This is a genomic window from Streptomyces sp. NPDC096311 (assembly GCF_044763085.1).
Lineage (GTDB): Bacteria > Actinomycetota > Actinomycetes > Streptomycetales > Streptomycetaceae > Streptomyces.
Genome location: NZ_JBIWFN010000002.1, coordinates 766,719 through 780,396 on the forward strand (window position 1 = coordinate 766,719; position 13,678 = coordinate 780,396).

Annotated in this window: 9 protein-coding genes; all 9 read left to right on the plus strand. The window is 72.6% G+C overall.

Going from position 1 to position 13,678, the window contains the following annotated elements:
- Positions 1-4 precede the first annotated feature (4 nt).
- The 9 genes from ACIRA5_RS08040 to ACIRA5_RS08080 all read left to right on the plus strand — a co-directional run bounded on the left by ACIRA5_RS08040 (position 5) and on the right by ACIRA5_RS08080 (position 13,615).
- Positions 5-1,270, plus strand: coding sequence for a 6-phospho-beta-glucosidase (locus ACIRA5_RS08040; protein WP_351698626.1), 1,266 nt, complete (start codon positions 5-7; stop codon positions 1,268-1,270).
- Positions 1,267-2,280, plus strand: coding sequence for an N-acetylglucosamine kinase (locus ACIRA5_RS08045; protein WP_403688464.1), 1,014 nt, complete (start codon positions 1,267-1,269; stop codon positions 2,278-2,280). Before ACIRA5_RS08040 ends, ACIRA5_RS08045 begins: the two co-directional genes overlap by 4 nt.
- A gap of 365 nt (positions 2,281-2,645) precedes the next feature.
- The gene (locus tag ACIRA5_RS08050; RefSeq protein ID WP_403688465.1) at positions 2,646-4,154 is read left to right on the plus strand and encodes a hypothetical protein; all 1,509 of its coding nucleotides are present in this window, start codon (positions 2,646-2,648) and stop codon (positions 4,152-4,154) included.
- Positions 4,155-4,183: 29 nt separating this feature from the next.
- Complete coding sequence (locus ACIRA5_RS08055; RefSeq protein WP_403688466.1) at positions 4,184-5,203, plus strand: glutamate ABC transporter substrate-binding protein; 1,020 nt, start codon at positions 4,184-4,186, stop codon at positions 5,201-5,203.
- An 82-nt stretch (positions 5,204-5,285) separates the two neighbouring features.
- Positions 5,286-6,611 carry a hypothetical protein gene (locus ACIRA5_RS08060; RefSeq protein WP_403688468.1) on the plus strand — a complete coding sequence of 442 codons (1,326 nt, stop codon included), beginning with the start codon at positions 5,286-5,288 and terminating at the stop codon, positions 6,609-6,611.
- A gap of 19 nt (positions 6,612-6,630) precedes the next feature.
- A complete protein-coding gene (locus ACIRA5_RS08065) occupies positions 6,631-9,249 on the plus strand; it encodes a tetratricopeptide repeat protein (RefSeq protein WP_403688471.1) in 2,619 nt (872 codons plus the stop codon).
- Complete coding sequence (locus ACIRA5_RS08070) at positions 9,250-10,638, plus strand: PP2C family serine/threonine-protein phosphatase (protein ID WP_403688473.1); 1,389 nt, start codon at positions 9,250-9,252, stop codon at positions 10,636-10,638. It abuts the gene before it with no gap.
- 117 nt (positions 10,639-10,755) lie between these two features.
- Positions 10,756-12,102, plus strand: a complete 1,347-nt coding sequence (locus ACIRA5_RS08075) for a VWA domain-containing protein (RefSeq protein ID WP_403688475.1) — start codon at positions 10,756-10,758, stop codon at positions 12,100-12,102.
- A 73-nt stretch (positions 12,103-12,175) separates the two neighbouring features.
- A complete protein-coding gene (locus tag ACIRA5_RS08080) occupies positions 12,176-13,615 on the plus strand; it encodes an FHA domain-containing protein (protein ID WP_403688478.1) in 1,440 nt (479 codons plus the stop codon).
- Positions 13,616-13,678: the final 63 nt, after the last annotated feature.

Sequence of the window (13,678 nt, forward strand, 5' to 3'; positions counted from 1 at the left end):
ACACATGAAACTCACCGTGGTCGGCGGAGGGTCGACCTACACACCCGAACTCATCGACGGCTTCGCCCGGTTGCGGGATACCCTGCCCGTCGAGGAACTGGTCCTCGTCGACCCGGCCGCCGACCGCCTGGAGCTGGTGGGCGGCCTGGCGCGACGCATCTTCGCCAAGCAGGAGCACCCCGGCCGGATCGTCACGACCTCCGACCTGGACGCGGGTGTCGAGGGCGCCGACGCGGTCCTGCTCCAGCTGCGCGTCGGCGGCCAGGCGGCCCGCGAGCAGGACGAGACCTGGCCGCTGGAGTGCGGCTGCATCGGCCAGGAGACGACGGGCGCGGGCGGTCTGGCGAAGGCGCTGCGCACGGTGCCGGTGGTGCTGGACATCGCGGAGCGCGTCCGCCGTACCAACCCCGACGCCTGGATCATCGACTTCACCAACCCGGTCGGGATCGTGACGCGCGCGCTGCTCCAGGCGGGCCACAGGACGGTCGGGCTGTGCAACGTGGCGATCGGTTTCCAGCGGAAGTTCGCCGGGATGCTCGGGGTCGCCCCCGTGGACGTCCATCTGGACCACGTGGGTCTCAACCACCTCAGCTGGGAGACCGGGGTGCGCCTCGGCGGCCCCGAGGGCGAGAACGTCCTGCCGAAGCTGCTGGCCGAACACGGCGACACGATCGCCGACGACCTGCGCCTGCCGCGCACCCTCGTGGACCGCCTGGGCGTGGTCCCCTCCTACTACCTGCGCTACTTCTACGCGCACGACGAGGTCGTACGAGAGCTGCGGACGAAGCCGTCACGGGCGGCGGAGGTCGCCGCGATGGAGCGGGAGTTGCTGAAGATGTACGGCGATCCGGCGCTCGACGAGAAGCCGGAGCTGCTCGCCAAGCGGGGCGGCGCGTACTACTCCGAGGCGGCCGTCGACCTCGCCGCCGCGCTGCTCGGCGGGGGCGGCAGCCCTTACCAGGTGGTCAACACCTACAACAAGGGCACCTTGCCCTTCCTCCCGGACGACGCGGTCATCGAGGTGCAGGCGGCCGTCGGTCCGCACGGCCCGACGCCCCTGCCGGTCCTGCCGGTCGACCCCCTGTACGCGGGGCTGATGGCGGCCGTGACGTCCTACGAGGACCTGGCCCTGGAAGCCGCCCTGCGCGGCGGCCGCGACCGGGTCTTCCGGACCCTCCTCGCCCACCCCCTCATCGGCCAGTACGAGTACGCCGACGCCCTCACCGACCAACTGATCGCGCACAACCGGGAGCACCTCGCGTGGGCATGACGTCATCCGGACCCGGCGCCGGGACGGCCGCCGGATCCGGCCCCGCGGGCATGGTCCTGGCCATCGACGCGGGGAACAGCAAGACCGACGTCGCTGTCGTGTCCGTGGACGGGCGAATAGTCGGGGCCGCGCGCGGCGGGGGATTCCGGCCGCCGACGGTCGGGGTCGCCACGGCCGTGGACACCGTGGGCGAGGCCGTCGCCCGCGCCTTCGCCGAGGCGGGCGTCGACTCCGTGGCCCATGTCTCGGCCTGCCTCGCCAACGCCGATCTTCCGGTGGAGGAGGAGCAGTTGGCGGCCGCGCTGCACGCGCGCGCGTGGGGCACGAGCGTGGAGGTGCGCAACGACACGTTCGCGATCCTGCGCGCCGGGATAGCGGAGCCGCGCGGGGTCGCCGTGGTGTGCGGCGCGGGTATCAACTGCGTCGGCATGCGTCCCGACGGCCGCACCGCCCGTTTCCCGGCGCTCGGCCGGATCTCCGGGGACTGGGGCGGTGGTTGGGGCCTGGCGGAGGAGGCCCTGTGGTTCGCGGCCCGCGCGGAGGACGGCCGGGGCGGGCCCACGGCCCTGTCCCACACCCTCCCGGCCCACTTCGGTCTGTCCTCCATGTACGCCCTGATCGAGGCGCTGCACCTGGAGCACATCGAGCACGACCGCCGGCATGAACTGACTCCGGTGCTGTTCGCGACGGCGGCGGAGGGTGACGAGGTCGCTCGCGCTCTCGTGGACCGGCTCGCGGACGAGGTCGTCGCGATGGCCGCGGTCGCTCTGACCCGCCTCGACCTCCTCGCCGAGGAGACCCCCGTCCTTCTGGGGGGCAGCGTCCTTGCCGCCCGCCATCCCCAACTCGACGACCGGATCCGCGAACTCCTCTCGGCCCAGGCCCCCAAGGCGGTCCCCCAGGTGATCTCGTCCCGCCCCGTGCTGGGCGCCGCCCTTCTGGGCCTGGACCACATCCAAGCCCCCACCGAGGTCCACACCCGCGTACGGGCCTTCTACGAGGGGGGTTGAGCCGCACCGAACGCCGGACGTCCACAGGCTCTTAGGGGCGCGGGGAACCGGGCGACCAGCCCCCGCTCACCCGCACCCAAAAGGACCACCCCTCGCACACACCCCAATACCGGCACATTCGAAAGGGAACCGAACACACACGGGCCGCGTATTCATGGTCGGGGGGACAGCGCGGAGCGCCCGCGCATCGCGCTGCCGTCCGAACGGGCCACCGCTGTACGAAGGGTGGGCTGCAATCCGAACAAGATCGAGTCAAGGCCTGTGCGGATGTCAGTCCCGGCGGCGATACTTGCGGCCGTGCACCTCTCTTCGTGCTCCCGCGCACGCGGGGGAGGTGACCGACGGATGACCATGGGGGAGGTCAAGTGACACACCCGCCGAAGGGCAGCCCGGCGCCACCGGGGCAGCCGGCCACGCCCACGATGCCGGCCGTCCCGCCGCAGTCCGGCGCGGCAGCGGCCCAGTACGGCGCGACGGCGACAGCGGCGGCGCCGCGGTCCGGGCCCCCCTCGCCACCGGGCAGACCCACCGCGCCCGACGCCGCCCCCGCACGCCGCACCGCGTGGGCGGAGGGCGTGGACCGCCTGCGCGCCGCGGCGACGACGGAACCGGGCCGGCTGCGTCTCATCGGCGCCGTCCTCGCCCTCCTGGTCGTCGCGTTCGGCGCGGTCACCGCCTGGCAGATGACGGAACGTTCGAGCGCGGCGGACGACGTGCTGCACAGCAGCCAGCCGCTGAGCGCCGGCGCCGCGGACATCTACCGTTCGCTCGCGGACGCCAACACCGCGGCCTCCAGCGGGTTCCTCGCGGGCGGCCAGGAGAGCGCGGACACCCGCGACCGGTACGAGAAGGACATCCGGACGGCCGCACAGGGGCTCATCACCGCCGCCGCCAACTCCGATCCGGGATCCCCGTCCACGGACACGATCGCCAAGCTCAACAAGCTGCTGCCGGAGTACAAGGGCCTGATCGAGCGGGCCCGCGCCAACAACCGGCAGGGCTATCCGCTCGGCGGCGCGTATCTGCGGTACGCGAACGAGAAGATGCAGCAGCAGATGCTCCCCGCGGCCGAGGATCTCTACAAGCGGGAGAACGCCCGGCTGAGCGCCGACTACGCCGACGCGAAGCCCTACCCGTGGGCCGCGATCGGTCTCGGCGTCCTCGCGCTCGGCGGGCTCTTCTGGGCCCAGCGGCGCCATTACCACCGTACGAACCGGGTGTTGAACCAGGGACTGGTCGCCGCCACGGCCGCCTCCGCGGTGGTGCTGCTCTGGCTGGTGGTCGGGCACAGCGTGGCCCGGGCCGGGCTGAACTCCTCGTACGACCACGGTGTCCGCTCACTGAACGTGCTGCACGACGCCCGGATCGCCTCCCTGAAGGCGCGGGGCAACGAGAACCTGACGCTGGTCAGCCGGGGCGCGGAGACCAAGCAGGTGTCCGCGACGGAGGTCATGGACCTCTACGACTACGACTTCCAGCAGGACATGAAGACCCTCACCAAGGGCCTGGCGGTGGCCGAGGGCCTCGCCGACGACACGGCGGGCAAGAAGCCCGTCGAGGCCGCGACGGCCAACATGAAGGTCTGGAAGTCCCGCCACCAGGAGGCCCGCACGGCCGACGACTCGGGCGACTACCAGGGCGCTTTGGACAAGGTGATCGGTTCGGCGGCCGACAAGCCGACCGGTGAGTGCTTCGACGGCGTGGACACCAACCTCGCGGCGGCGCTGACGCACGAGGAGAGTGAGTTCAAGCAGGCGGCGGGCAACGGCCGGGACGCGATGAGCGGGCTCCCCGCGGGCGCGGGCGTCCTCGCGGTGCTGGCCGCGGCGGGCGCCCTGCTGGGCATCGGGCGCAGGCTTTCGGAGTACCGGTGAGAGGGGGAGCGGTGAAAGGGGGCATGGCGATGACCGCACGACGTCTGAGGGCGAGCCTGAAGGGCTGGGGCGGCGTGGGTGCGATGGCCCTCGCCCTGGTCGTCACCGCGGTCTTCGCCCTGTTGCTGCCGCTGAGCAGCGCCCGCGGCGACGGCAGTACGGGCACCGGCGGCCAGGGCGTGGGCCAGGGCATCCAGGCCAGGGCCGACACGTGCACCGACCCGCAGGACCAGAGCCCCTCCCCGTCCTCCGACGACAACGGGAAGACGATCACGGCCATCAAGCAGCGCGGCTATCTGTCGGTCGGCGTCGACCAGAACAGCTACCGCTGGGGCTACCGCGATCCGAACAACACGGCGAAGAGCAGCGACCTGGAGGGCTTCGACATCGATCTCGCGCACGAGATCGCGAGGGAGATCCTCGGCGACCCGAACGCCGTCCGTTTCCACGCCATCCCCACCAATCAGCGCATCCCCGCGATCAAGTCCGGTCAGGTCGACATGGTGGTGCGCACCATGACGATCACCTGCTCCCGTCTCAAGGACGTGGCCTTCTCGGCCCCTTACTTCCTGACCGGGCAGCAGGTACTGGCTCCCAAGACCTCGGGCATCAAGGGGTACGGCGAGACGCTGGCGGGCAAGCGGATCTGCTCGGCGGCGGGCTCGACGGCGTACGACAAGCTGTCGGCCGACAAGAAGGCGGGCGCGCTCACCTCCTCCGCCGACATCACCACCACCGTGCCCAACCAACTCGACTGCCTGGTGCGGCTGCAGCTCGGTGAGGTCGACGCCGTGGTGACCGACGGCGCGCTCGCCGCCAGCCAGGCGGCACAGGACCCGACGGTCGAGCTGAAGGGCAAGACCTTCACCGAGGACTACTACGGCGTGGCGATGAAGTTGGGCGCCGACGATCTGGTACGCCGGGTCAACCAGGTACTCGTGGACTACCGCAAGAGCGGCGGCTGGCAGGCCTCGTACACCAAGTGGCTGTCCGCGACCCTGAAGGCGGACTCCCCGTCGGCGACCCCGCCCACGGCGCACTACAAGTAACGGAAACCGGGTAACGGCGGCGCGGACGACGCGGCCGGCGGGAACGCAAGCGACGGGCACGACCGAGAGCGAGAGGTGATCGATGGGCGTCACGGGACCCCCCGAGCCGGTGATGGACCGGGACGAGGTGGACCGTGCGCTGGCGCGGCTCGGCGCGGAGCACGAGGCCATCGAGACCTCACTCCTCGCCCTGCAGGACCACGCGGGCCGCAGACTCCTCGAAGGCGCCGAGCTCACGGGCACGACCAAGGAGCGCTGGTCGACTGCGGACGCGTCGATCACGCTGCTGTGGGCGTACTTCGACGCGTACACGGACGCGCTGCGCTCCGCCCGCGGCATCCGTTCCCGGCGACGCTGGTCGAGCCGCGAGGACCTGGTCGACCTGACCGAACTGCTGCGCGGCGCGGGCATCACGGTCGCCGGCTCAGCCACCGCCGCGGCGAACGCGCCGACGCTCTCCGGCACCGGCAGGCTCAGCGAGCGGTTCTCGCTGGTCGCACTGGTGGAGCGGATGAACGAGCTGTACGCGTCCTCGCTCGACATGGTCGTCGCAGCGGACGCCGTCTGGTCCGCGCTGCCCGCCCGGATCGATTTACTGGCCGCAGAGCTCCAGCGCACCCGCCAGCTCGCGCACTCCGTGGGCGTACGCCCCGGTGAGCACCCGGCGGGCGACGACCTGGAGCGGATCACCCGGACGCTGAGCACCCTGCGTCAGCAGGTCGTCTCCGACCCGCTGGCCTTCTGGGTGCCCACGAAGGGCAGTTCGGCGCCCGGCGGCGGACGTCCCGACACGACGACGTACGACCGCGAGGCGCGCGCTCTGGAGGACGTGCGCCGGGAGATCGACGCGGTGCTCACCGTCCGCCAGGACGCGGAGGCCCGTCTCGTGCGACTGCGGGACGTGCTCAGTCGCGCCGACCGCACGCTCGCGGAGGCGAGGAGTGCCCGCGGCGAGGTGCTGGCGAAGATCGCCGCGTCCGAGGTGCCGGCCGTCAGCGGGCCGCCGACGGTGCTGCAGGAGCAGTTGGCGGCGGCCGCGGAGTACCGCAGACACGCCCAGTGGCACCGTCTGTCGCCCCTCCTGGAGGCGCTGGAGGAGAAGGCCGAGGACGAGCTGCTGCGCGCCCGCGAGTCGTTGACCGCGGTCACCGCGCCGCTCGCGGTCCGCGCGGAGCTGCGCGGTCGCCTCGACGCGTACAAGGCGAAGGTGGCCCGGCACGGCCTCGCGGAGGACCCGTTCCTCATCGAGCGCTACGACGCGGCCCGACGCATGCTGTGGAGCGCGCCCTGCGATCTGCGGGTGGCGGAGGAGGCGGTGCTGCGCTATCAGCGGGCCGCCGTCGATCTGCTCAGCCCGCGGGTGCCCGAACAGGGCGGGCCCACCGACCGTAGGGGGCCACACGCGTGAGCGTTGAAGGTGATGCAGTGTGAGTGAGCAGCAGAAGTGCCAGCGGCCCGGTTGCCCGGGGTCGTACGAGGACGTGGGCGGCGGCGAGCTGTACTGCGACACGTGCGGTCTGGCGCCCGTCGTCTCGGCGAACGGCATGGTGGGCTCGCCCCCGACCGGACTCACCGCGGGCGGCAAGGGCTCGCGCGGCTCCGGCAGCAGCTCGCGGGCGAGTTCCCGCAGTTCCAGTTCCCGTACGTCCTCGCGCTCCTCCCAGTCGCGGCGCTCGGTCTCCGGGCGCCTGTCGCGCTCGCTGTCCGGCCACGCGAGCGCCCGCTCGGTGTCGGTGCGCAGCTCGGGCTCGACCGCCGCCTCCAGTGGCCGCGGACGGCTCGGCGTCGGGCTGGTGCAGGTGCCGGACGTGCCGCGGCCCGACCCGCGCGCGATGGTGCTGGAGAACCCGGAGGTGCCCGAGCGGAAGCGGTTCTGCTCGCGCTCCGACTGCGGGGCGCCGGTGGGCCGTTCGCGCGGTGAGCGGGTGGGGCGCACCGAGGGGTTCTGCACCAAGTGCGGTCACCCGTACTCGTTCGTGCCGAAGCTGCACACGGGCGACATCGTGCACGGCCAGTACGAGGTGGTGGGCTGTCTCGCGCACGGCGGGCTCGGCTGGGTCTATCTCGCCGTCGACCGCGCCGTCTCCGACCGCTGGGTGGTCCTCAAGGGCCTGCTCGACACCGGCGACCAGGACGCGATGGCGGCGGCGATCTCCGAGCGGCGCTTCCTCGCGGAGATCGAGCACTCCAACATCGTGCGGATCTACAACTTCGTGGAGCACCTGGACCAGCGGACGGGTTCGCTGGACGGGTACATCGTCATGGAGTACGTCGGCGGCAAGTCGCTGAAGGAGATCGCCAACGACCGTCGGACGACGGACGGCAAGCGCGATCCGCTGCCGGTCGAGCAGGCCTGCGCGTACGGCATCGAGGCCCTGGAGGCGCTCGGCCATCTGCACAGCCGCAATCTGCTCTACTGCGACTTCAAGGTCGACAACGCGATCCAGACCGAGGACCAGCTCAAGCTGATCGACATGGGCGCGGTGCGCAGGATGGACGACGACGAGTCGGCCATCTACGGCACGGTGGGCTACCAGGCGCCGGAGGTGGCCGAGGTCGGTCCCTCGGTGGCCAGTGACCTCTACACGGTCGCCCGCACCCTGGCCGTGCTGACCTTCGACTTCCAGGGGTACACGAACGTCTTCGTGGACTCCCTGCCGGACCCGGACAACATCGAGGTCTTCCGCACGTACGAGTCCTTCTACCGGCTCCTGGTGCGCGCCACCGACCCCGATCCGGCGCGCCGGTTCGCGTCCGCGCAGGAAATGGCGGAGCAGCTGACGGGCGTGCTCAGGGAGGTCGTGTCCCTCCAGACCGGGCGGGCGCGCCCGGCCCTGTCCACCCTGTTCGGGCCGGAACTGAAGGTCACGGACACGGAGTTGTTCGGGAAGCTGGACGGGGACGTGTCACGACTGGGGGCACGCGCGGTGCCCCCGCGGGGGAGAAAGCGCGCGCCCGCGCCACCCCCCGGCAGCAACGGAGCGGGGGTGAACGGGACCCCGCCGCTCCCCCTGGCACCCGCTCCCGTCCCGGCCGCTCCGGTCCCGGCCGCTCTGGTCCCCGCCGCTCTGGTCCCCGCCGCTCTGGTCCCCGCCGCTCTGGTCAAGCCGCTGAACGCCGCGGCGACCGCGCTCGCGCTGCCGGTCCCCCGGGTCGACCCGGGCGACCCCAACGCCGGTTTCCTCGCGGGCCTGATGGCCTCGGCTCCCGCGGAGCTGATCACCGCGCTGCACTCGGCGCCCACCGGCTCCCTGGAGCTGCGCCTGCGCGAGCTGCGGGCCCGGCTGGAGATGGGCGAACTGGCCAGTGCGAGCAGGGCACTGGAGGCGCTGGAGGCGGACCATCCCGACGACTGGCGGGTGGTCTGGTACCGGGGCGTCGCGGCCCTGGCGACCGGGGAGCACGAGACCGCGGCGCTGTCCTTCGACGCGATCTACGACGCCTTCCCGGGCGAGCCCGCGCCGAAGCTGGCCCTCGGCCTGTGCGCGGAGGTGCTCGGGCAGCTGGACAACGCGGGCGAGTACTACCGCCTGGTGTGGACGACCGACCCCAGCTATGTCAGCTCGGCGTTCGGCCTGGCCCGCGTACAGCTCGCGGCGGGCGACCGCCGCGGCTGCGTACGCACACTGGAGTCGGTACCGGAGTCGTCGATCCACTACACGGCGGCGCGGGTCGCGGCGGTGCGGGCACGGCTGCGGCAGCGGCTGGCCGAGGAGGCGGCGGCAGCGGCGTTCCTGGACGATCTGACAGCGGCGGCCGGACAGGTCGAGGCTCTGGACGGATACGGTCTGGACGCGGTGCGACGCGAGCAGTTGTCGACGGAGGTCCTGGGCTGCGCCCTGGACTGGGTACTCTCCGGTAGCCGGGGTTCCGCCCCGCACTCCGGCGGCGGACCGGTGCTGCTCGGCAGTGAGGTGGACGAGCGCGGTCTGCGTTTCGCACTGGAGCGTTCGTACCGCACGCTGGCCCGCCTCGCGCGGGGCGGCGAGGAGAGGATCGACCTGGTGGAACGTGCCAACCGTTACCGCCCCCGGACGTGGGTGTGATTGATGTCCCAGATGCCCCAGCCGACGGCCCTTTCGCGGTGCCCCAGTTGCGAGGAGCCCCTGGAGGCGGGTGACCGTTTCTGCGGTGCGTGCGGGTACGACCTGTCGGCGGTGCCCGCACCGCCCCAGGACCACCCCACGATCACCATGAACGGCTCGTCGACACGCCCCTCCGAGGCCGCCGCGTCCCTGGACTGGCCCCTCGCGCAGGAGCCGGCGAGCTCCGACACGCCCGCGCCGGTGCACCGGGCGGCCGACATCCGGGGCACCGATTCGGGTGGCTCCGAACTCCCCCACCCGGACACGGAGTCCACGGCAGCCCAGCAGCCGGGCGACCACCCCTCGGGCGTACGGTTCGACCGGCCACCGGAGCCCGACGAGTACCCGCTCGCCCCGCCGGCCGGAGCCCCCGCCGGGCCCGTCGTCGATCCGCGGACCGCCGACCTCGGCGCACCCGTCACGCCCCCCGCGGGCACCAAACTGTGCGTCGCCTGCCGCTCGGGCCATGTGGACAGCGACGGCTACTGCGAGAACTGCGGGCACGCCCAGCCGCGCGAACGGGACCACATGGAGCAGGAGTTGGGTGCGGTGGCCGCGGTCAGTGACCGGGGTCTGCGCCACCACCGCAACGAGGACGCGTTCGCGATCTCCTCGACCGCGCTGCCGGACGGCTCCCCCGCGGTCGTCGCGATCGTCTGCGACGGGGTCTCCTCGGCGACCCGCCCCGACGAGGCCTCGCTCGCCGCGTCCCGGGCGGCGGGCGAGGCGCTGCTGGCGGCGCTGCCGCTCGGCACCCACCCGCAGCAGGCCATGCACGAGGCGATCCTCGCGGCCGCCGAGGCCGTCAACTCGCTGGCCGAGGCGCCCCCCGCGCACGAGGAGCACGCCCCGCACCAGAACGCGCCCGCCTGCACCCTCGTCGGCGCCGTCGTCACCCCCGCCCTGCTGATCGTCGGCTGGGTCGGCGACAGCCGCGCCTACTGGGTCCCCGTCGACCGCAGTTCACCCCCCGCCCGGCTCACCGAGGACGACTCCTGGGCCGCGCAGATGGTCGCCGCGGGCCTGATGAGCGAGGCGCAGGCGTACGCCGACGAGCGCGCCCACGCCATCACGGGCTGGCTCGGCGCGGACGCGTACGAACTGGAGCCGCACACCGCTTCTTTCAAGCCGGACCGGCCGGGTGTGGTGGTGGTGTGCACCGACGGACTGTGGAACTACGCGGAGGCGGCCGAGGAGATGGCCGAGGTCGTGCCGCTGGACGCCGCCGAAAGGCCCCTGCACAGCGCCCAGGTCCTGGTGGGTCACGCCCTGGACGGCGGGGGCCACGACAACGTAACAGTGGCCGTCGTGCCGTTCCCGGCCCCGCCGCAGGGGGCAGGATCGGCCTGAGGCCGCGAAAAGGCGCAATCCGTGCCCACGGGGACGGCCTCGGACCGGAGGGGACCGGTCCGCATACAGTCATCGCCTCCGCCAACCGCCGGAGGTCTTGAGGGGGACGAAGAAGGCATGGCCAATTTCTCGAAGTCGAACGTGCCACAGTTCTCGGTCGACGTGTACCAGAACGAATACCTGCCCGAGGGCGGCCGTGAGGTCAACGCGATCGTCACGGTGAGCGCCACCGGCGGCGGCACCGTCGGGAGCGCGGTCGGCGCGCCCCACCTGTACGCGGCGGGCCGGGGCCCGGACGCCGCCGTGGCGATCATGGTCGACTGTTCCGGCTCGATGGACTACCCGCCGACCAAGATGCGGGGCGCCCGCGAGGCCACGGCCGCCGCGATCGACACCCTGCGCGACGGCGTGCACTTCGCGGTGATCGGCGGCACGCACGTCGCCAAGGAGGTCTACCCCGCGGGCGGCCGCCTCGCGGTGGCCGACGCGACGACCCGCGGCCAGGCCAAGGAGGCCCTGCGCAGGCTGAGCGCGGGCGGCGGTACGGCGATCGGCACCTGGCTGCGCCTCGCCGGCCGACTGCTGTCCTCGGCCGAGGTGTCGATACGGCACGGCATCCTGCTCACCGACGGCCGCAACGAACACGAGTCGCCGGAGGACCTCAAGGCCGCCCTGGACTCCTGTGCCGGACGTTTCACCTGTGACGCGCGTGGAGTGGGCACGGACTGGGAGATCAAGGAGGTCACCGGGATCGCCTCGGCCCTGCTCGGCACCGCCGACATCGTCGCGGACCCGGCCGCCCTGTCCGCCGACTTCACACAGATGATGGAGACGGCCATGGGCAAGGAGGTCGCGGACGTCGCGCTGCGCCTGTGGACGCCGGTCGGCACCGAGATCAAGTTCGTCAAGCAAGTGGCCCCCACGGTCGAGGAGCTGACCGACCGTCGCACCGAGGCGGGTCCGCGCGCCGGCGACTACCCCACCGGGTCCTGGGGCGACGAGTCCCGCGACTACCACGTGTGCGTCGAGGTCCCCTCGGCCGGAGTGGGCCAGGAGATGCTGGCCGCCCGGGTCTCGCTCGTCGTGCCGCAGGGCGACGGGGGCGTGCACAACCTCGGCGCCCAGGGGCTCGTCAAGGCGGTGTGGACCGACGACATGGTGGCCTCGACGAGGATCAACTCCCAGGTCGCGCACTACACAGGTCAGGCGGAACTGGCGCAAGTCATCCAACAAGGTCTGGATCTGCGCAAATCAGGAGATGCCGACGGGGCAACGGCCAAGCTGGGCCGGGCCGTTCAGCTCGCGAGCGCGTCGGGCAACGCCGATACTGCGAAACTGCTTGCGAAGGTGGTGGACGTGGTCGACGCCGCGGCAGGTACTGTGCGATTGAAGGCAAGGGTCGAAGAGGCCGACGAAATGACCCTTGAGACACGGTCCACAAAGACTGTTCGTGTAAAGAAGTAGCGAGCCCGGTTCCCGCTGGGAGCTGGAGAAACCCGGTCATAACGGCCGGAAAAGGAGAGGGGGAAGCGCCGACATGCCGACCTGCCCGAACGGACACCAGTCGGGTTCCGACGACTGGTGCGAGGTCTGCGGTCACCGCATGGCCGGTGCCGTGCCTCCGCCCCCTCCACCACCGCCACCCGCCGCCGGTTACGGCTATCCGCCGCCCGGCTCGCCCCCGCCGCCCGGTCCCGGGGGCCCGGGTGGACCCGGCGCCCCCGGTGGGCGCCCGCACCTGTCCGCCGTGCCCCATCCCGAGGCGGAGCTCTGCCCGCAGTGCCGTACGCCCCGTGAGGGCGGTGCGCCGTTCTGCGAGGAGTGCCGGTGGAACTTCCTCACTAACACGGCGACCTCGTACACCCCGGCAGCGCCGCGTCCGCAGTCGCCCGCGCCTGGAATGCCCAATCCGGCGCTGCGCTTCCAGCAGCCTCCGCAGGGGCAGCCGGGCGGTCCCGGCCCCGCGACCGGTCCCGGTCCCGGTCACGACCCGTTCGACTACCAGGGCTCGCGGCCCTCGCAGATGAACCGCCCCGCGGAACCGATTCCGCCCTACGGCCAGGATCCGTCGGGCTTCCGCGGCGACCCGTCCCGTCCGGGTGGTCCTTCCGGCCCGGGCGGTCCCGGCGCCGGCCCCGGTGGTCCCGGTGGCTTCGGTGGTCCCGGTCCGGGTGGCTTCGGTGGTCCCGGTCCCGGCGGCTTCGGTGCGGACCCGTCCCGTCCGGTTCCGCCGCCGCCCGGGCCCACGCCCGGCGGTCCTGGTGGCCCCGGCGCCCCGCAGGCCTTCACCCAGCAGCCGGCCGCGCCCACGTTCCCGCAGCAGGGCCCGCCCGGGCCCGGCGGTCCGCAGTCCGGCGGCCCGTCCTTCGGCGGCGGTGACGACGACTGGGTGATCTCCCCGCCGTCGGGCAATTCGCCCGGCGGACGCCCTGGTGGTCCGGGTGGTCCGGGTGGTCCGGGTGGTCCGGGTGGTCCGGGTATGGGTCAGGGCAGCGGTTACGGCTATCCGCAGCCCGGCGCGACCCAGGCCCCGCCCGGCCCCGGTCCCGACTACCAGCAGCAGCGCCAGCCGCTGTCCTGGAGCGCGACGATCGGTCCCGACCGCGAGTACTTCATGGCGATGATGCAGCGCTCCGGCCCCGAGGCCGCGGGCCTGAACCTGCCCGCGTACTCACCGGAGCAGCAGCGCCCGCTCACCGGCAACCAGATGACGATCGGCCGCCGCCGGCACTCCACCGGCGACACCCCCGACATCGACCTCTCGGTGCCCCCGGAGGACCCGGGCGTCTCGCACCAGCACGCGGTCCTGGTCCAGCAGCCGGACGGCAGCTGGGCGGTCGTCGACCAGAACTCGACGAACGGCACCACGGTCAACGGCGGCGAGGAGCCCATCCAGCCCTTCGTGCCGGTCCCGCTCCAGGACGGCGACCGGGTGCACGTCGGCGCCTGGACGACGATCACCATCAGGCGAGGCTGACGGCGGAGGCCGCGGCAGGAGTCACGGCGGGAATCTCGGCAGAAGCCACCGCAGGAGTCACGG